Origin of the sequence: Achromobacter sp. Bel, assembly GCF_012928505.1 — a bacterium.
GTDB lineage: Bacteria > Pseudomonadota > Gammaproteobacteria > Burkholderiales > Burkholderiaceae_B > Achromobacter.
Map to the genome: position 1 here is coordinate 30,725 of NZ_JABBJN010000009.1, position 18,882 is coordinate 49,606.

Annotated in this window: 18 protein-coding genes and 1 tRNA gene; 12 read left to right on the plus strand and 7 right to left on the minus strand. The window is 63.8% G+C overall.

Features of this window, described 5'->3' with window-relative positions:
* Positions 1–99 precede the first annotated feature (99 nt).
* Positions 100–175, minus strand: a tRNA-Gly gene (locus HG262_RS08110).
* A 193-nt stretch (positions 176–368) separates the two neighbouring features.
* Here HG262_RS08110 and murB point away from each other — a divergent pair.
* The gene (gene murB / locus HG262_RS08115) at positions 369–1,415 is read left to right on the plus strand and encodes a UDP-N-acetylmuramate dehydrogenase (RefSeq protein ID WP_169270523.1); all 1,047 of its coding nucleotides are present in this window, start codon (positions 369–371) and stop codon (positions 1,413–1,415) included.
* 82 nt (positions 1,416–1,497) lie between these two features.
* Here murB and dapB read toward each other — a convergent pair whose 3' ends face one another.
* Positions 1,498–2,289 carry a 4-hydroxy-tetrahydrodipicolinate reductase gene (gene dapB, locus HG262_RS08120; protein ID WP_169270524.1) on the minus strand — a complete coding sequence of 264 codons (792 nt, stop codon included), beginning with the start codon at positions 2,287–2,289 and terminating at the stop codon, positions 1,498–1,500.
* Between the two features lie 17 nt (positions 2,290–2,306).
* Entirely contained in the window at positions 2,307–2,843 is a 537-nt protein-coding gene (locus HG262_RS08125) for an outer membrane protein assembly factor BamE (RefSeq protein WP_169270525.1), read from the minus strand.
* Between the two features lie 157 nt (positions 2,844–3,000).
* Between HG262_RS08125 and fur the strand changes: the two genes are divergently transcribed.
* A complete protein-coding gene (fur, locus tag HG262_RS08130) occupies positions 3,001–3,420 on the plus strand; it encodes a ferric iron uptake transcriptional regulator (protein ID WP_006223539.1) in 420 nt (139 codons plus the stop codon).
* A 145-nt stretch (positions 3,421–3,565) separates the two neighbouring features.
* Here fur and recN read toward each other — a convergent pair whose 3' ends face one another.
* Together recN and HG262_RS08140 are read right to left on the minus strand one after the other, a co-directional pair.
* The gene (gene recN / locus HG262_RS08135) at positions 3,566–5,227 is read right to left on the minus strand and encodes a DNA repair protein RecN (protein WP_169270526.1); all 1,662 of its coding nucleotides are present in this window, start codon (positions 5,225–5,227) and stop codon (positions 3,566–3,568) included.
* Positions 5,228–5,240: 13 nt separating this feature from the next.
* On the minus strand, positions 5,241–6,140 hold the full coding sequence (locus HG262_RS08140; protein WP_169270527.1) for an NAD kinase: 900 nt from the start codon (positions 6,138–6,140) through the stop codon (positions 5,241–5,243).
* A 142-nt stretch (positions 6,141–6,282) separates the two neighbouring features.
* Between HG262_RS08140 and hrcA the strand changes: the two genes are divergently transcribed.
* The 7 genes from hrcA to dnaJ all read left to right on the plus strand — a co-directional run bounded on the left by hrcA (position 6,283) and on the right by dnaJ (position 13,035).
* Positions 6,283–7,287 (plus strand): heat-inducible transcriptional repressor HrcA, encoded by a 1,005-nt coding sequence (gene hrcA / locus HG262_RS08145; protein WP_006223542.1) that lies wholly within the window; start codon positions 6,283–6,285, stop codon positions 7,285–7,287.
* Positions 7,288–7,332: 45 nt separating this feature from the next.
* The gene (gene hemH, locus HG262_RS08150) at positions 7,333–8,457 is read left to right on the plus strand and encodes a ferrochelatase (protein ID WP_169270528.1); all 1,125 of its coding nucleotides are present in this window, start codon (positions 7,333–7,335) and stop codon (positions 8,455–8,457) included.
* The gene (locus tag HG262_RS08155; protein WP_006223544.1) at positions 8,447–8,683 is read left to right on the plus strand and encodes a hypothetical protein; all 237 of its coding nucleotides are present in this window, start codon (positions 8,447–8,449) and stop codon (positions 8,681–8,683) included. Before hemH ends, HG262_RS08155 begins: the two co-directional genes overlap by 11 nt.
* 123 nt (positions 8,684–8,806) lie before the next feature.
* Positions 8,807–9,364, plus strand: a complete 558-nt coding sequence (gene grpE / locus HG262_RS08160; RefSeq protein ID WP_169270529.1) for a nucleotide exchange factor GrpE — start codon at positions 8,807–8,809, stop codon at positions 9,362–9,364.
* Positions 9,365–9,381: 17 nt separating this feature from the next.
* The gene (locus HG262_RS08165) at positions 9,382–9,786 is read left to right on the plus strand and encodes a thioredoxin family protein (RefSeq protein WP_169270530.1); all 405 of its coding nucleotides are present in this window, start codon (positions 9,382–9,384) and stop codon (positions 9,784–9,786) included.
* Between the two features lie 80 nt (positions 9,787–9,866).
* Positions 9,867–11,792 carry a molecular chaperone DnaK gene (gene dnaK, locus HG262_RS08170; RefSeq protein WP_169270531.1) on the plus strand — a complete coding sequence of 642 codons (1,926 nt, stop codon included), beginning with the start codon at positions 9,867–9,869 and terminating at the stop codon, positions 11,790–11,792.
* 109 nt (positions 11,793–11,901) lie between these two features.
* Complete coding sequence (dnaJ, locus tag HG262_RS08175) at positions 11,902–13,035, plus strand: molecular chaperone DnaJ (RefSeq protein ID WP_105555315.1); 1,134 nt, start codon at positions 11,902–11,904, stop codon at positions 13,033–13,035.
* Positions 13,036–13,471: 436 nt separating this feature from the next.
* On the opposite strand, the gene HG262_RS08180 is transcribed toward dnaJ, so the two are convergent.
* Together HG262_RS08180 and HG262_RS08185 are read right to left on the minus strand one after the other, a co-directional pair.
* Positions 13,472–13,861 carry a DUF4148 domain-containing protein gene (locus tag HG262_RS08180; RefSeq protein WP_169270532.1) on the minus strand — a complete coding sequence of 130 codons (390 nt, stop codon included), beginning with the start codon at positions 13,859–13,861 and terminating at the stop codon, positions 13,472–13,474.
* A gap of 286 nt (positions 13,862–14,147) precedes the next feature.
* Entirely contained in the window at positions 14,148–16,904 is a 2,757-nt protein-coding gene (locus HG262_RS08185; RefSeq protein WP_169270533.1) for a pitrilysin family protein, read from the minus strand.
* Positions 16,905–17,013: 109 nt separating this feature from the next.
* Between HG262_RS08185 and HG262_RS08190 the strand changes: the two genes are divergently transcribed.
* The 3 genes from HG262_RS08190 to HG262_RS08200 all read left to right on the plus strand — a co-directional run bounded on the left by HG262_RS08190 (position 17,014) and on the right by HG262_RS08200 (position 18,879).
* Positions 17,014–17,613: a GNAT family N-acetyltransferase gene (locus HG262_RS08190; RefSeq protein WP_169270534.1), complete on the plus strand. Its 600-nt coding sequence runs from the start codon at positions 17,014–17,016 to the stop codon at positions 17,611–17,613.
* A gap of 249 nt (positions 17,614–17,862) precedes the next feature.
* Positions 17,863–18,240 (plus strand): hypothetical protein, encoded by a 378-nt coding sequence (locus HG262_RS08195; RefSeq protein ID WP_169270535.1) that lies wholly within the window; start codon positions 17,863–17,865, stop codon positions 18,238–18,240.
* An 81-nt stretch (positions 18,241–18,321) separates the two neighbouring features.
* Positions 18,322–18,879: a GNAT family N-acetyltransferase gene (locus HG262_RS08200; protein WP_169270536.1), complete on the plus strand. Its 558-nt coding sequence runs from the start codon at positions 18,322–18,324 to the stop codon at positions 18,877–18,879.
* Positions 18,880–18,882: the final 3 nt, after the last annotated feature.

Consider the following 18,882-nt stretch of genomic DNA (forward strand, 5'->3'; position numbering starts at 1 on the left):
ATGCATGCTGCATGCATATCGAGCGGGCATGAAAAAAGGGCCCGCAGGCCCTTTTTAATGATTTGCAGAATTTTCAGGAAAACGCTGCAAATCTGAATTTGGAGCGGGAGACGAGTCTCGAACTCGCGACCTCAACCTTGGCAAGGTTGCGCTCTACCAACTGAGCTACTCCCGCGTGGATTCTGAAAAAACGATCCAGAACCTTTTTCTTATTCACTCTGATCAACTTGGTTATCGATCAGAAGGCGCGCATCTTACATGATTTTTTTGAGTTTGTCATGGGCATGATGTTGCTTGAACATCAGGCCCAAACACTCAATCAAGTAATATGAGCGAAGACAGAAACTATAGCATAGCCAGTAGCACCCATGTCAAATCCTGCCCCCTCCAGCCCCGCGCCCGTTGCGTTGCCCCCCACTGCCCAAGACCTGACTCGCCTGAATACGCTGGGGTTGGCGTCCCATGCCGACGCGTTCGTCACGTTGGACGATCCCGCGCAATTGCCCGCGTTGTCGGATCTGGCGCGGCAGGCCGACTCCCTGCTGGTGCTGGGCGGCGGCAGCAATGTGGTCCTGCCCGAGCGGGTGCCGGGCCTGGTTGCGCAGGTGGCTTTCAAGGGCGTGCGTTTGCTGGAGGCGCGGCCCGACGCGTGGCTGGTCGAGGCCGCGGGCGGCGAGAACTGGCACCGCTTCGTGCAAACCTGCGTCAACAACGGCTGGGACGGCCTGGAGAACCTGGCGCTGATCCCGGGGACGGTCGGGGCCGCGCCCGTGCAGAACATCGGCGCTTATGGCGTGGAGTTCGAGGAGCGCTTGCACAGCCTGACTGCCTGGGACGTGCCGGCCGGGCGGTTGATTGAAATGCGTGCGGACGATTGTCGCTTCGCCTATCGCGACAGCGCGTTCAAGCACGACGCCCCCGGCCGTTGGGTCATCGTCAGTGTGCGTTTCGCGTTGCCCCGGCCGTGGCAACCCGTGCTGGGCTACCCCGACCTGCAGCGCCATCCGCGATTGGCGCACGGCGCGCCGGCTGCCCGCGACATTTTTGACGCGGTGTGCGAGATCCGCCGCGCCAAGCTGCCCGACCCCGCCGTGACCGGCAATGCAGGCAGCTTCTTCAAGAATCCCATCGTGACGGCCGGCGTGCGCGACCGTCTGGCGGAACAGTTTCCCGGGCTGGTGTCCTACGCCCAGCCGGACGGCCGCTACAAGCTGGCCGCGGGCTGGCTGATCGATCAGTGCGGCTGGAAGGGGCGGACGTTGGGGGCGGCCGGCGTGCATGACCGGCAGGCGCTGGTGCTGGTGAATCGGGGCGGGGCCACTGCGGCGGACATCATGGGGTTGGCGCAGGCCATTCAGCAAGCCGTCGCCGACCGCTATGGCGTCAGGCTGGAGCCGGAGCCGGTGGTCGTCTGAGCGGACGCCGCGCTTTTGCCGTCCGCCCTTTTGCCGGGCGAAAAAAAGGATCCCGAGGGATCCTTTTTTGTGCGTGCAGGCCTTAGAGGCCCAGCACGGATTGCATGTCGTACAGGCCGTTGTGCTTGTCTTCCAGGAAGCGTGCGGCGCGCAGCGCCCCTTCCGCGTACGTGACGCGGCTGGCCGAACGGTGCGTGATCTCGATGCGTTCGCCGATGCCGCAGAACGACACCGTGTGATCGCCCACGATATCGCCGCCGCGCAAGACCGAGAAGCCGATGGTGCCGGGCTTGCGCACGCCGGTGTCGCCATGGCGGCTCCAGGTGGCCACGTCAGGCAGGGCCACATCCCACGCCGATGCGATGGTTTCGCCCATCTTCAGGGCAGTGCCCGACGGCGCGTCGACCTTGTTGCGGTGGTGCGCTTCGAATACTTCGACGTCGTAGCCGGAATTGAGGATGCGCGCGGCCATGTCCAGCAGCTTGAGCGTGGCGTTGACGCCGACGCTCATGTTGGGCGCGAACACGATGGCGATCTTCTGCGCGGCGACGTCGATCGCGGCGCGGCCGTTGTCGTCGAAACCCGTCGTGCCGATCACGGCGCGCGTGCCGTGCTTGACGCAGGCCTGCAAGTGCTCGAGCGTGCCTTCGGGGCGGGTGAAGTCGATCAGGCAGTCGGCCTTGGCCAGCGCATCGAGGTCATCGGTGATGAGCACGCCCGTCTGTTGGCCGAGCGGTGCGCCGGCATCCTGGCCCAGGGCGGTGGAACCCTTGCGGACCAGCGCAACCGTCAGTTGCAGGTCGGTGGACTTGAGGACGGCATCGATCAGCATCTGGCCCATACGGCCGCTGGCGCCGGCAATTGCAATACGCATGTAGAGAATCCTAGGGGTTAGCGGAGCGGCTCGGGCGAGTTGCCCGGCTGGCCGGGGTACTGGTTCAGCGGGCTGACAGGGGCGGCGGAATCACGCTTCTCCTGTTCCGCTTCTTCCTTCAACCGGGCCTCGTCCTGGTCCAGGCGCTTGTCGGCCTTTTCGTCGGCCGTCGGACTGGGGGTATTCAGCTGATAGGGTTGCAGGTCGGGCTGTTTGTCGCCTTCCCAGCGGGTCAGCCGGTCATTTTCGAACCAGACGGTGAACTTGCGTTCACGGGCTTCGCCGTAGCCGGGCTTGTAGTAGTAGGGGTAGTCCCAGCGATTGGCGTGCAGCACGCTGGTCAGCGTGGGGCTGCCGAGCGCAAAGCGCACCTGTTCGCGCGTCATGCCGGGTTGCAGCAGGGAGACCTGTTCCTGGGTGATCCAGTTGCCTTGCTGGACACCGGCCTTGTAGGGGAAGCCCCACTTGTCTCCGGAGCAGCCGGCCAGGGCGACGGCCAGGGCGGCGACGGCCAATCCAGTCTTCAGCGAGCGGGAGGGAATTCGTGCAATCATGGACACTACGCGCCCCTATTATTTGGAAGCAGACAAAACCGTTATCATAAAGGTTTCATAAGGATAGTTCCGCGGGGCGGCATGAATTCAGGGGAGCCGGCTCGCGGCGCGCCCCACATCCTTGCCCATGCCAACGCGGACGGAGAGCGATTACACCATGAGCGACCAAAGCGAACTGAAGAACATGGGTTTGAAGGCGACGTTTCCCCGCCTGAAAATTCTTGATATTTTCCGCAAGTCCGACCAGCGCCACCTCAGCGCCGAAGACGTCTATCGTGCCCTGATCGGCGAGAACGTCGAAATTGGCCTGGCGACCGTCTATCGCGTGTTGACGCAGTTCGAACAGGCCGGCATCCTTGCCCGCAGCCAGTTCGACAGCGGCAAGGCCGTGTTCGAGCTCAATGACGGCGATCACCACGATCACCTGATCTGCACGAACTGCGGCAAGGTGGTCGAGTTTTCGGACCCGGACATCGAAAAGCGTCAGCAAAAGATCGCCAAGGACAACGGCTTCGCGCTGGAAAGCCACGCGATGGTGCTGTACGGCATCTGCGGTAGCTGCCTGAAAGGCCGCTAAGCCGCCTGCGTTCGTCCCACGGACTACGGCCGCGCTCGCCGCGGGTTCGTGAGTCTAAAAGCCCCTTTAGTTAGAAGGGGCTTTTTGTTGGGCGTTCAATAAAATGCCCCGGGCGCGGCCACGGGGTTCGGAAGCCAGACAGCGATCAGGCGGCGGGTTGGCCGAAGCCTTCCAGCATTTCGCGGGCGTGTTCGCGGGTGGTGGCGGTGAGCTTGACCCCGCCCAGCATCCTGGCGATCTCTTCGACCCGGGCTGGAGCGTCCAGTTCTTTGATGCTGGAGCGGGTCGTGCCGCGCGATGCGGTCTTGCTGACCAGGAACTGGTTGTTGCCGCAGGCGGCGACCTGCGGCAAATGGGTGACGCAGAGCACTTGATGGCGTTCGCCCAGTTCGCGCAGCAGTTTACCGACGGCTTCAGCCACCGCGCCGCCCACGCCGCTGTCGACTTCGTCGAAAATCAGCGTGGGGACGCGGGCTGCGCGGCTTGCAATGACGGACAGCGCCAGCGAGATGCGCGACAGCTCACCGCCCGAGGCCACTTTGGCCAGAGGGCGGGGCGTGGTGCCGGCGTGGCCGGCCACCAGGAATTCAACCTGTTCATTGCCTTGCGCGGACGGCGCGGCCGCCGCCAGCGCAGGTTCGAACCTGCCGCCTTGCATGGCCAGCGTCTGCATGGCCAACGTGACTTGCTTGCCCAAGTCTTTCGCGATTTTGCGGCGGGCGGTGGTCAGCTTGGCGGCCGCGGCATCGTATTGCGCCTGAGCGGCGACCGACTGGGCGCGCAACGCCTCGATATCGCCCGCTGCCTGCAGGGCAGCCAGATCGGCGTGCAGCGAGTCGCGCAGCTCGCACAAGGCATCGGGTTCGACCCGGAATTTGCGGGCGGTCTCGAACACCAGGCCCAGCCGCGCTTCCACGTCGGCCAGCCGCTTGGGGTCCAGGTCGACGCGGCTGACGTAGTTGTTCAGGTCCGACACGGCTTCGCTGATGGCGATGCGGGCGGATTCCAGCTCGTCGTGCACGCCTTGCAGGCCGGGGTCGTGGCGCAGCATCTGCTGGATTCGATGGTTGGCCGCCGTGATGCGGTGGTGCGCGGAATCGCCTTCGCCGTCTAGTGTTTCCAGGATCTGCGAAGCGCCGTCCAGCAGCGATTGGGAATGCGACAGGCGGGTGTGCTCGGATTGGAGCGCGTCCCATTCGTCGGGTCCCAGGGCCAGCTGGTCCAGCTCGTCGGCTTGCCATTGCAGGCGGTCGCGCTCGATGGCCAGGCTGGCCGCATCTTTCTCGGCGGCCTCCAGTTGGCGGGCCGCCGCGCGCCATTGCTTCCAGGCCTGGCCGACGGCCTGGCGCAGGTCGCCGTGGCCGCCGTGGGCGTCCAGCAGGTCGCGCTGGGCATCGGGACGCATCAGGCTTTGATGGGCGTGCTGCCCATGGATGTCGACCAGGCTGTCGCCCAAGTCCCGCAACTGGGCCACGGTGGCCGGCGTGCCGTTGATGTAGGCGCGGCTACGGCCTTGCGCATCGATGACGCGGCGCAGCGACAGTTCGTCGTCGACGTCGATCTGGCGCTCGGCCAGCCAGGCGTGCAACGACTTGGGCGTGTCGAACACCGCCGTGATGTCGGCGCGCGGCGCGCCTTCGCGCAGCATGCTGGCGTCGCCGCGTTCGCCGAGCGTCAGCGCCAGCGCGTCCACCAGAATGGATTTGCCCGCGCCGGTCTCGCCGGAGAAGACGGTGAAGCCGGGGCCAAAATGGATCTCGGTCTGTTCGACGATGACGAAGTCGCGGATATGCAGGGTGCGCAGCATGTCGGGGCGCTTACTACTCTACGTTGTCGGTGGCTTGGGGCATCAGGTTCCAGTGCAGCTTGCGGCGCAGGGTGGAAAAGAAGCTATACCCTTCGGGATGCACGAAGCGGATGGTATAGGGCGCGCGCTGCACGACGATGCGGTCGCCCGGTTGCAGGTCCGACCAGGTCTGCATGTCGAAATGCACGCTGGCGCCGACTTCCACGCGGCCCATCGCCGTCAGCGTCATGTTCAGCACGCCGGTGTCAGGGATCACGATGGGGCGGTTCGACAGCGTTTGCGGCGCCACAGGCACGAGCACCATGGCGTTCATGCCGGGGTGCAGGATGGGGCCGTTGGCCGACAGGGCGTACGCGGTGGAGCCTGTAGGGGTGGCGATGATCAGGCCGTCGGCGCGCTGCGTGTACATGAAGGCGCCGTCCAGCTCCACGCGCACTTCGATCATGCCGCCGCGTCCGGCCCGGTTCAGCACAACGTCGTTCAAGGCCGATGCGGAATACATCCTCTGGTCGCCGCGCCACACGCTGCCTTCCAGCAGCATGCGCTCTTCGATCTGGAAGCTGCCTTCCAGCACGCGGGCCAACGCGCCATGCGCATCCTGCAGCGCAATGTCGGTGATGAAGCCCAGCCGGCCGTGGTTGATGCCCACCAGCGGAACGCCGAAAGGCGCCAGATGGCGGCCCGCGCCCAATACCGTGCCGTCGCCGCCCATCACGACGGCCAGCGACGCGTGATGGCCGATTTCTTCGAGGGTCGCGACGGGGTATTCGGTCAGGCCGGTGTTGCGTGCGGTATCGGCGTCGATGAGCACGTGCCTGCCCGCTTGCGTCAACGCGTGCGCAAGGGCTCTCAGCGGTGTGTCCAGGCCGGTGTCCTGGTATCTGCCGATCAAGGCGACGGTAGGAAAATGCATGGATGCGTGCTTATCGAAGAAGGGCGAAGCCAGGATGCCGGAACCCGTCGGGGCGGGCTGATTTGCCGATTATATGGGGCCGCATATCCGCGTGCAGGACAAAAATCGCCTTAATTGGAAAAGATTCCCTAAAATACCTGTTATGGATGACCGCGCACGCGCACTACTGAAAGCGTTGATAGAACGCTACATCGCCGATGGGCAGCCCGTCGGCTCGCGGACGCTATCGAAAGTCTTCGACTTGTCCCCGGCCACGATCCGCAATGTGATGGCGGACCTGGAAGAGCTGGGGCTGATCCATAGCCCGCATACGTCCGCCGGCCGTGTCCCTACGCCGCGGGGTTACCGCATGTTCGTCGATTCGCTGCTGGCCGTGCAGTCCTACCAGCTGCAGCCGCACAACATGGGCGAAATGCTGTCGGCCGCCGAACCCACCCGCGCCGTCAATGCCGCGGCCGCGCTGCTGTCGAACCTGACGCAGTTCGCGGGGGTGGTGCTGACCCCCAAGCGCGCCCAGGTGTTTCGCCAGATCGAATTCATCCGGCTGTCCGACAAGCGGGTGCTGCTGATCATCGTCACGCCCGACGGCGACGTCCAGAACCGGATCTTGTTCGTGCAGCGCGATTATGTCGAAGCCGAATTGCTGGAAGCCGGCAATTTCTTCAACATGCATTTCGCCGGCAAGTCCTTCAACGCGGTGCGCCAGACCCTGTCCACCGAACTCGCCCAACTGCGCGAAGACATCTCGCGCCTGATGCAGGCGGCGGTGGAAGCCAGCGCGGAGGCGGCCGAAGACGGCGACGCCATGATCATTTCCGGCGAGCGCAAGCTGCTTGACGTGACGGACATCGCCTCCGACATGGATCGGCTGCGCAAGATGTTCTCGCTGTTCGAAAAGAAGACCGACCTGCTGCAACTGCTGGACGTGTCCAGCCGCGCGCAGGGGGTGCAGATCTACATCGGCGGCGACTCGCAACTGGTGCCGATGGAAGAAGTCTCGGTCATTACCGCGCCGTACGGCGTGGACGGCAAGGTGGTGGGCACGCTGGGCGTGATTGGTCCCACCCGCATGGCGTACGAGCGCGTCATTCCCATCGTGGACATCACGGCGCGCCTGTTGTCCAACGCCCTCAGCCACAACCAGTAGTTCCATTCAAAGCTACATCCTCCTTGCGGAGGAAGGGGAGTTTTCGTGTTTCTTCGCCTGTTCAAGTACCTGTGGCCTGAACGCTATCTGCCGGAAACCGAGCAGGACGACCCTTTCAACGAAGACCCGCCCCCGCGGGGACCCGGCAAGGTCGGCGTACTGCTGGTGAACCTGGGCACCCCCGACACGCCGGACAAGGCGGGCATCAAGAAATACCTGGGCGAATTCCTGTCCGACCCTCGCGTGATCGAAATTCCCCGCTACCTGTGGAAGCCCATCCTGCATGGGCTGGTGCTGACGATGCGCCCCAAGAAGCTGGCGCCGCGTTATGCCGGCGTGTGGCTGAAGGAGGGGTCGCCCCTGATGGTTTATAGCCAGCGCCAGGCGGATGGCGTGCGCGCGGCATTGCACGCGGCGGGCATTGATGCCGTGGTGGAATTGGGCATGCGCTACGGTAATCCGTCGATTCCCGATGCGATCACGCGCCTGCGCGCCGCGGGCTGCGAGCGCATCCTGACCGTGCCGCTATATCCGCAATACGCCGCCAGCACGACGGCCACCGTGGTCGACGCGGTAACCCGGCACGCGGGGCGATTGCGCGACCAGCCCGAATTGCGCTTCACCAAGCGCTTCCACGAGGATCCGGCGTGGCTGGACCCGTTGGCCGCGCGCATCGAATCTTTCTGGCGCGAACACGGCAAGCCGCAGAAGCTGGTGATGAGCTTTCACGGCCTGCCGCGTTATTCCATTGAACTGGGCGACCCTTATTACCGCGATTGCATGGAATCCGCGCGCCTGCTGTCGCAACGCCTTTCCTTGCCGCGCGAGCAGATCGAAGTGACCTTCCAGAGCCGCTTCGGCACCGCCCGCTGGCTGGAGCCCTACACCGAGCCCACGCTCAAGGCGCTGGCAGCCTCGGGGGTAACCGAGGTGGATGTGGTGTGCCCGGGATTTGTGGCAGACTGTCTGGAAACCCTGGAAGAAATCAGCCTGGAATGCCGCGACGCGTTTGTCGAGGCAGGCGGCAAGCAGTTCCGATACATCCCCGCCTTGAATGACGATCCGGCCTGGATCGCCGGCTTGGCCAGCATGGTGGAACGGAACTTGCAGGGCTGGCCGCTGACATCCCGGGCCACCACGGACTTGAAGGAGAAGGCGCATGCACCATGATCCCAAGAGCGGCAAGGCTGTAAAAAAGGGGACGGTTTCAACCCCTGTTGATGAGGATCAGGTCGAGCACGATCTGGACGAAGCCCTGGCCGAGACCTTTCCGGCCAGCGATCCCATCGCGATCCGGTCCGAACCGGATGACGACGACGCGCACGTCGACCGCGCGCTGAAAGAGAGCTTCCCCGCCAGCGACCCGGTCGCGCCGGCGCAGCCCCACAAGAAGTAAGCGGTCGCTCCGCCCGGGACCCGGGCGGGCGCCGTCAGGGAATATTTCGCTTTCCCGGGCTTGAAATAGGGGTATTGGCCCCCATTCATGTCTGCGAAAGCCATTCTTTTTGGAGGATTCCCCATGACGGCACCCCACGAGCCTGTAGATCAGACGCCCGAAGTCGGCCAGAACGCCGACGCGGCCCCCGCCGCCCAGGACGCCGCACAGGCCGAGCTGAACGAGTTGCGCGCCCAGCTGGACGCGGCCCAGGCTACCGTCAATGAGCAGCACGACCAGCTTCTGCGCGTTCAGGCCGAAGCCGAGAACGTGCGCCGCCGCGCCCAGGAAGAAGTGTCCAAGGCGCGCAAATTCGGCATCGAGTCGTTCGCCGAAAGCCTGGTTCCGGTCAAGGACAGCCTGGAAGCCGCATTGGCCCAGCCCGACCAGACCGTTGAAACGCTGCGTGAAGGCGTTGAGGTCACCCTGAAACAACTGACCGCGGCCTTCGAGCGCAATCTGCTCAAGGAAATCGCGCCGGCCCAGGGTGACAAGTTCGATCCTCACCTGCATCAAGCCATTTCCTCGATCCCCAACGCGCAGCCGGCCAACACCGTGCTGCAACTGCTGCAGAAGGGCTACGCCATCGCCGACCGGACCCTGCGTCCGGCGCTGGTGGTGGTGTCCGCCGGCCAGGGCTGATCGCGGTTCTGCGCGCCATGACCGATCCCCGCTTCGATCCGGCTCAGGTCTTCCAGGTGTTCGGCATGCGTCATGTCGACACTGGGGGATTCGATGCCGCCGTGGTCCAGGCGCCGGGGGCGGATTTGCGCTGCGTGTTCCTGTGGGGCCAGGATTGCTATAACTGCAATCTTTTCAAGCAGGCGGCGTTGCTGCACCAAGAGACGTTGCTGGGCCTGGGCCTGACCTGGTTCGAGGCCGACGTCTATGCCGACGAGCCCTTGGGTCGCCGCTTTTCCCTGCATGGTGTCCCCACTTTTGTGCTGTACCGGGCCGGAAAGCGGCTTGGGCGCATCACCGGCTGGCCCGGATTGCCCCAGTTCACGGCGGCAATCCAGCGGTTGCAGGACCCGGGTGCGGAAAATTCCGGCCAGGTGTCTTGAAAAACCCTGCGAGTAGCCCCAGTTATGTGGGGACAAGAAGTTTCCCTCTATTTTCATAGATTTAATTCAAGGTACCCACCATGAGCAAGATTATTGGCATTGACCTGGGCACGACCAACAGCTGCGTGGCTGTCATGGACGGCGGGCAGGTCAAAATCATTGAAAACGCGGAAGGCGCTCGCACCACTCCCTCGATCGTCGCCTACATGGACGACGGCGAGACCCTGGTCGGCGCCCCCGCCAAGCGCCAGGCCGTGACCAACCCGCGCAACACCCTGTACGCGGTGAAGCGCCTGATCGGCCGCAAGTTTGAAGAAAAAGCGGTGCAGAAGGACATCAACCTGATGCCCTACACCATCGCCCGCGCCGACAACGGCGACGCCTGGGTGGAAGTGCGCGGCAAGAAGATGGCGCCTCCCCAAGTGTCGGCCGACGTGCTGCGCAAGATGAAGAAGACCGCCGAGGACTACCTGGGCGAAGAAGTGACCGAGGCCGTCATCACCGTCCCGGCTTACTTCAACGACAGCCAGCGCCAGGCCACCAAGGACGCCGGCCGCATCGCCGGCCTGGAAGTCAAGCGCATCATCAACGAACCCACCGCTGCCGCGCTGGCGTTCGGCCTGGACAAGACCGAAAAGGGCGACCGCAAGATCGCCGTGTATGACTTGGGCGGCGGCACGTTCGACGTGTCCATCATCGAAATCGCCGACGTCGACGGTGAAAAGCAGTTTGAAGTGCTGTCGACCAACGGCGACACCTTCCTGGGCGGCGAAGACTTCGACCAGCGCATCATCGACTACATCATTGCCGAGTTCAAGAAGGAACAAGGTGTTGATCTGTCCAAGGACGTGCTGGCGCTGCAACGCCTGAAGGAAGCCGCTGAAAAGGCGAAGATCGAACTGTCGTCGGCTCAGCAGACCGAAATCAACCTGCCCTACATCACGGCGGACGCCTCGGGTCCGAAGCACTTGAACCTGAAGATCACGCGCGCCAAGCTGGAAGCGCTGGTCGAAGAACTGATCGAACGCACGATCGAACCCTGCCGCGTCGCCATCAAGGACGCCGGCGTGAAGGTTTCCGACATCGACGACGTGATCCTGGTCGGCGGCATGACCCGCATGCCCAAGGTCCAGGAAAAGGTGAAGGAATTCTTCGGCCAGGAACCGCGCAAGGACGTGAACCCCGATGAAGCCGTCGCCGCTGGCGCCGCCATTCAAGGTTCCGTGCTGTCGGGCGACCGCAAGGACGTGCTGCTGCTGGACGTGACGCCTCTGTCGCTGGGTATCGAAACCCTGGGCGGCGTGATGACGAAGATGATCCAGAAGAACACGACGATCCCGACCCGGTTCTCGCAGACCTTCTCGACCGCCGACGACAACCAGCCGGCCGTGACGATCAAGGTGTTCCAGGGCGAACGTGAAATCGCCGCGGGCAACAAGGCCCTGGGCGAGTTCAACCTTGAAGGGATTCCGCCGTCGCCGCGTGGCATGCCGCAGATCGAAGTCACGTTCGACATCGACGCCAACGGCATCCTGCACGTGTCCGCCAAGGACAAGGGCACCGGCAAGGAAAACAAGATCACCATCAAGGCCAACTCGGGTCTGTCGGAAGACGAGATCCAGCGCATGGTCAAGGATGCCGAGGCCAACGCCGAGGAAGATCACCGCGTTGCCGAGCTGGCCCAGTCGCGCAACCAGGCCGACGCGCTGGTGCACGCCACCCGCAAGTCGTTGACCGAGTACGGCGACAAGCTCGAAGCTGCCGAGAAGGAAAGCATCGAAGCCGCCATCAAGGACCTGGAAGACACGCTGAAGGAAGGCGACAAGCCCGCGATCGACGCCAAGGTGGAAGCCCTGTCGACCGCCTCGCAGAAGCTGGGCGAGAAGATGTACGCCGACATGCAGGCGCAACAAGCGGCCGGCCAGCAGCAAGCGGCCGACAACGCGAAGCCGGTGGACGACAACGTCGTCGACGCCGACTTCAAGGAAGTCAAGCGCGACCAATAATGGCCGGGCGCTGACCAGCCTCTGCCGCCCGGTAGCCGGAGAAATCCGCCTACCGGGCGTACTCATTCTGTAGCACTGAAAAGACGGCTCGTTTTTGAGCCCACGGATCATGGCAAAACGCGACTATTACGAAGTCCTGGGCGTAGCGAAAAACGCCGCGGACGACGAACTCAAGAAGGCCTATCGAAAGCTGGCCATGAAGTACCATCCGGACCGCAATCCGGACAGCAAAGAAGCCGAAGAGAAGTTCAAGGAAGCCAAGGAAGCCTACGAGGTCCTGGGTGATGAACAGAAGCGCGCCGCGTATGACCGCTATGGCCATGCGGGCGTGGACCCCAACTCCGCCGGCATGGGCGGGGCGGGCATGGGCGGCGGTTTTGCCGACGCCTTCGGCGACATCTTTGGCGAAATTTTCGGTGGCGCCGGCGGCGGTGGCCGTCGCGGCGGCGGCCCGCAGGTGTACCGCGGCGCCGACCTGAAGTACGCGCTGGAAATCACGCTGGAACAGGCTGCGGCCGGTTTCGACACCGAAATCCGTGTGCCCAGCTGGGAAAACTGCGACACCTGCCATGGTTCAGGCGCCAAGGCGGGCACTTCGCCCAAGACCTGCCGCACGTGCGGCGGTTCGGGTGCCGTGCGCATGCAGCAAGGTTTCTTCAGCGTGCAGCAGACCTGCCCGACCTGCCACGGCAACGGCAAGGAAATCACGGATCCGTGCCCGTCCTGCGACGGCGTGGGCCGTATCCGCCGCAACAAGACCCTGCAGGTCAAGATTCCGGCCGGCATCGACGACGGCATGCGCATCCGCTCCAGCGGCAATGGCGAGCCGGGCATCAACGGCGGCCCGCCGGGTGACCTGTATGTGGAAATCCACATCAAGCAGCACAAGATCTTCCAGCGCGACGGCGACGACCTGCACTGCGAACTGACCATCCCGTTCACCACGGCGGCATTGGGCGGCGAGCTTCAGGTGCCCACGCTGGGCGGCAAGGCCGAGATCTCGATTCCCGAAGGCACCCAGTCCGGCAAGACCTTCCGCTTGCGCGGCAAGGGCATCCGCGGCGTGCGGGGCAGCTATCCGGGTGACCTCTACTGCCACGTCGTCGTGGAGACGCCGGTTCGCCTGAGCGAAGACCAGAAGAGCATCCTGCGCCAGTTCGAGACATCGCTGAACGACGGGGGCGACCGCCACTCGCCGCAAAGCAAGTCCTGGACGGACCGCGTGAAGGAATTCTTCAGCTGAATCGTCCCAGGCGGCCCAGGCCGCCATCGGTGACCCATGCACCCCGCAGGCCGGAACCGTTTTCCGGCCTGCGGGGTGTTTTCGTTGAGGCCGATGCGCTGGAATAGCGCCATCGCCAGGGCCGTCCCGCAATGAAAAAGGCCGCGGCATCCGCCGCGGCCCGACTGCTACTGCTTTACTGCTACTGCTTTACTGCTACTGCTTTACTGCTACTGCAACTTCTATTGCAACTGCGACTTCAACATCGACTTCAGTTTCGACTTCGAACTTCAACAGCAACTTCGAACTTCAACAGCAACTTCGAACTTCAACAGCAACTTCGAACTTCAACAGCAACTTCTAGGACTGCTACGACTACTGCGGTTGCCGCTGTATCCGAAAAAACCGGCCCCAAGCCATGATGCCGCCTGAGGCCGGCCGGGCTACAGCAAGCAGCTCACCGGGTGATCGGCGGGTATTCGAGTTCGCCGAACGTGTATTGGCCGCTGGCCTTGGCGTGGGCCAGTTCCTGCTGGACTTCGGCGCGCGTCTTGACGGCGGCCGGTGCGGCGGCGACCGGCGGGTATTGCAGTTCGCCGAACGTGTATTGGCCGCTGATCTTGGCTTGTTGCAGCTGGGCCTGCACTTCTTGCGAGCTCAGGCTGGCGGTTTGCGGCAGGGCGGGCGGGTAGTCCAGCTCGCCGAAGGTGTATTGGCCGCTGGCCTTGGCTTGTTGCAGTTCGGTCGCGACTTGGGCGCGGGTCTTGCCTTGTTCAACGCCGGCGGCTTGGGCGCCAACGCCAACCAGGGCCAGGGATAGCAGCAGGGTGGTGGTTAGGGTTTTCATGGTAGACCTCCAATCAATTCAAGTGGGGACCGAATCCGGCGGCCCTCCGTCGTGGTTCGTTTCGTTTCCCGATGACTGAATTCTGCTCGTTATCCCACCTGGGATAAACCCGTATTTCTTGAAAACATCTTTCCAAATAGCCGAGTAATAGTTCGGTTATGAAAAAATCTCCCCAATAATGGCATGGTCTTGTCGATTCGAAGGCCGGGGTGGGGAAACGGCAACGTTTCGCCATGCAAAAAAAAGCCCCTGCCGAGGCAGGGGCGGATCTGGCGGAAAGCAGGCGTCAGGGCGCGGCTTTCTTCTTGAAGTCGCCAGCGACAGCGGTGCTGAAGCCATCCGCGCGCAGGTACTTGCGCACGGCCGCGTTGACCGCGTCGGGCGTCAGCGCCGAGATCTTCTTGTCCATCTCAGCCGACCATTCGAACGTACGGCCCCGTTGCAGGTAGTCCAGCCAGGTGCCGGCCAGGATGTCGTCTTGCGCACGCGCCAGGTTGCGGTAGTTCAGCAGGGCATTGATGCCTTCGGAGATTTCCTTCTCTGAAAAACCGTCCTTCAACACGCGGGCAAGTTCCTCGTTGATGGCCTTTTCCAGGCGTTCGCGGTTCTGCGGCGCATAGATGGCGTACATGGTCCAACTGGCGCTGGGCTCGAACGAGGACACTGACAGTGAACTGCGGACGTTATAGGAAAGGCCTTCGGTTTCGCGCACGCGGTTCCACAGGCGCGAGGTTTCCGAGGCGCCGAACAGATAGTTGGCCAGGTACAGGGAGGCGTAGTCGGCATCCGTGTCCTGCAGCTTCAGCGGCATGCGCGAGATGTAGAAGGCGTTGGCCTTGTCGGGGGTGTCGATGTCGAACTGCTTGGCAGGGATATCGCGGTAGGGATTGGCTACCCGGGTGTAGGCGGGCGCCTTCTTCCAGCCGGCCAGGCTGGTCTTGAGCGCCTTTTCCACGGCTTCCGGTTCAAAGTCGCCGACGGCCGAATACTCGATCTTGCCCGCGCCGTAGAACTTGGCATGGAACTTGGCCAGGGCGTCGCGGTTCAGGCCGCGCACGCTGGCAAGCGACTCTTCGAACGTGGGGACATAGCGCAGGTCGTTGGCGGGCCACGGATTGTCCTGCCGGGCCAAGGCGCGTCCGGCCAGGGCGGAGGGTTCGGTCATGGCGTTCTGGATCGAGGTTTCAAGCTGGCGCTGGTATTCCTCCAACTGCTCCTTCGGGAAGTTGGCGTTGCGCACGATTTCAAGCGCCAGCGCGGTCAGTTCAGGCAGGTTCTCGCCTTTGGTCGACATGGCAATCTTGAGGGTGGTGCCGCCGCCGCTGAAGCCGAGTTCGGCCTGCAGCTTGTCCAGGCGGTCCTGGATGTCCTGGCGCGACAGCTTGGGCGTGCCGCGGGTCAGCAGGTCGGCCACGGCGCTGGCGTTCACGCGCTGGCCCAGCAGGTCTTTTTCGTTGCCGAACTGAATCAGCATCTGGGCCTGCACGCGGTTGCCGCGGGTGGCCTTGGGCAACAGCGCCAGTTGGACGGGGCCATTGGGCAGGTCCAGCTTCTTGCGTTGGGTCAACTTGTCGATGTTGGCGGGGGTGGGGTCAAAGGCGGACGCCGCCTTGAAGTCCGGATCGCCCTTGTAGTCCTTGAACACGGCGGTCAGGTCCTCGCGCTGCAACTGCGGCGCGCGCAGGGGCTTTTCCGTCGGGATATAGCGGCCTTCGATGCGGTTGCTCTGCACCAGATAGGTGACGGCGGCTTGCTGGACCTCGGCCAGCGAGGCCTTGCGGGCGCGATCGCGTTGCAGGAAGAACAGGCGCCAGTCGCCAGCGGCGATGGCTTCGGACAGCGCCACGCCGACTTGCTCGGGATCACTATAGGTCTGTTCCCATGCCGTCAGCCATTTGCTGCGCGCGCGGTCCAGTTCCTGCTGCGTGAAGGGCTTTTTGCCCAGCGTTTCCAGGGTGCTGGTCAAGGCCTTCACGGCCGGGTCCAGGTTTTTTCCAGGAGGCAGCTGCGCGCCGAACATCGCCAGGCCCGGGTCGCGGTTTTCCATGGTGAAGCCGAACACGCCCGAGGCCAGCTTGGTAGCGACCAGCGCGTGATACAGGCGGCCCGACGGCGTGTCGGACAGGATCACGGTGGCCAGGTCCAGCGGGACGAAATCGGGGCTGCCCGCAGCGGGGATGTGGTACATCGCGGCCACCAGCGGGGTGCCGCCGGCGCGGCGCAGCGTCACCGAGCGTTCGCCGTCCTGCACGGGTTCCACGGTGTACTCGGGCGGCAGCTTGCGGTCGGGCTTGGGCAGCTTGCCCAGCGTTTCCTCGATGTCCGCCAGCGTGGCTTGCGGGTCGAACTTGCCGGCCACGATCAGCACCGCGTTATCCGGCTGGTAATACTCGTGATAGAAGGCGCGCAGTTGGCCGATGTCCACGTTTTCGACGTCGGACCGGGCGCCGATGGTGTTCTTGCCGTAGCTATGCCATTGGAAGGCTGCGGCCTGCATCTTCTGCATCAGGATGCGGGACGGGCTGTTTTCACCGCTTTCCATTTCGTTGCGGACCACGGTCATTTCCGAATCCAGGTCTTCCTTCGCGATCAGGGAATTGACCATGGCGTCGGCTTGCCAGCCCAGATACCACTTGAGGGTGTCGGGGTTGGCGGCGAAGCTGGCGAAATAATTGGTGCGGTCGCTGGAGGTCGAACCGTTGGCTTGCAGGCCGCGGCGCGAGAACTCGCCCATGGCGTTGCGGGTGGTGGACGTGCCTTTGAACAGCATGTGTTCAAGCAGGTGCGCCATGCCAGTCTGGCCGTAGTTTTCGTTGCGCGAACCGACCAGGTAGGTCATGTTGACCGTGGTCGAGGGCTTGGACTCGTCGGGAACCAGCAGCACTCTCAGGCCATTGGCCAATCGGTATTCGGTGATGCCTTCGATCGAGGCGGCCTCCGAGACGCCGGCCGGAAGGCTGGCGGCGCCGGCCTGGAAGGCCAGGAAGGAGGAAAACAGCAGCACGCCCAGTGGGCGCGGCAGCTTCGATAGGGACAGGCGCATGGCAGACAATTCCTTTGGCATGGCAGAATCCGTTGGAGTGTATACGTTGCCAATGGTTCAAGGGCCGGTCCGGGCAGCGCCCGACGGCCGCACGGCAAGGAAATCCGACATGTCTTTATCGCTGGAAGTAGAAACGCCGCGCCTGGTGCTGCGGCAATGGCGCGCCGACGACCGCAAGCTGTTCGCCCAGATGAATGCGGACCCGAGTGTCACGGAATTCCTGCTACCGCTCACCGCGCTGCAAAGCGATGCGCTGGCCGCCCGCCTGGCGGCCGGCATCGACGAACATGGCTGGGGGTTCTGGGCGGTCGAGGCGCCTGGCGTGGCACCTTTCGTGGGGTTCGTGGGGATCAAGCCGATGCCGCCGGTGCTGCCGTTCGCGCCGGGCGTCGAGATCGGCTGGCGCCTGGCCCGGCCGTTCTGGGGGCGCGGCTACGCCAGCGAGGCCGCGCTGGCCGCGTTGCGCGTGGGATTCGAGCAGGTGGGGCTGGCCGAGATCGTGGCGTTCACGGCTGTGGGCAACCAGCGCTCGCGCGCTGTGATGGCCCGCCTGGGCATGCGCGAGGACGCCGATCTGTTCGATCACCCCGCTGTTCCCGCAGGCCATCCGCTGCGCCCGCATGTGCTGTACCGCATGGGGCAGGCGCAATGGCGCGACCAAAAAAACGGTGACGCAGAGTCAGGCGGGATGCCGGTTGCGGCCGCATAAGCGTCCGAAAGCCGCATCCGCATAGGGTGCTGCGATGCAACATCCTTAGTGCGCAAGGCAAATTTGGGGCAGGCCTGCGTGCGGGTGTAAGCTTTGAAGCACGTAGTAGCTGTTGCCGACGGGATGCGCGACAGCCGTCTACCGGCTTCCCGTCCAACGCCAGACGCCGCCGCAAGCGCGGCGCCGGTGCTTGTTGTTCGCGCCTTCGCTGCCGGCATCCTGCCGGCGCATTTTTCGGAGGAACGACCCATGCTGACCGAGATCGTCACGCGTGCCTTGTCCCAGTTGACCGGTAGCGCCCTGAGCGGCGACGGGATCAAAGGGCAATTCCAATACGCCTATGCCAGTGATGACGGCCAATTCGTGGCCATACTGACGCACGACATGACCACCTATGTGGTGGACCTGAGCACGCAGCGGTATTTCGCGGAGTGCGGCGGTTCGCCCCGCGGGTTCGCCGGACATGTGCTGGAAATGGAAGGCGCCGCGGCGCGCAGCCATCCCTGGCCGGCGGCCAACGATCTGTTCGACCTGGACATGGACGCCGACGAGCTGTCATGGCGCCAGTGCCCCGGCTTGCGCCGCCCGTCCGCCGCCCACCGATCTGTGGAGAGCCGCGCCGCCTGAGAGTGGCCAGAAGCGGCAGCAACTCACTGAACCGGCGAATTCGCCGGTTTTTTTTTTATGATGGGCAGTACAATTTTCAGGATGAAATCACCCGCTGACTCTCTCGCGCCGGACGGCGCGTTCCTTGTCGACTGCACGCATGAGCGCCATGCGGACCAGATCCTGGCCATCTTCAACGACGCCATCGTCAACTCCACCGCGCTTTACGACTACAAGCCGCGGCCGCGCGAAGCGATGCAAGGCTGGTTCCAGGTCAAGCAGCAGGGCGGTTTTCCCGTCGTCGGATTCGAGAACTCGGCGGGCGAGCTGATGGCGTTCGCCAGCTATGGCACCTTCCGCGCGTGGCCCGCGTTCAAATACTCGGTCGAGCATTCTGTCTACGTCGACGGGCGGTTCCGCGGTAAAGGCCTGGGCGAGGCCATGATGCGCGTGCTGATTGATCGGGCGCGCGCCAACCAGGTGCATGTGCTGGTCGGCGGCATCGACGCGTCGAATGGGGGCAGCATCCGCCTGCACGAGAAGCTGGGTTTCAAGCACTCGGGCACCATCAAGGAAGCGGGCTTCAAGTTCGGACGCTGGCTGGATCTGGCGTTTTATCAGCTGACGCTGGATACGCCCGAGCAGCCGGTGGATGGGTGACAG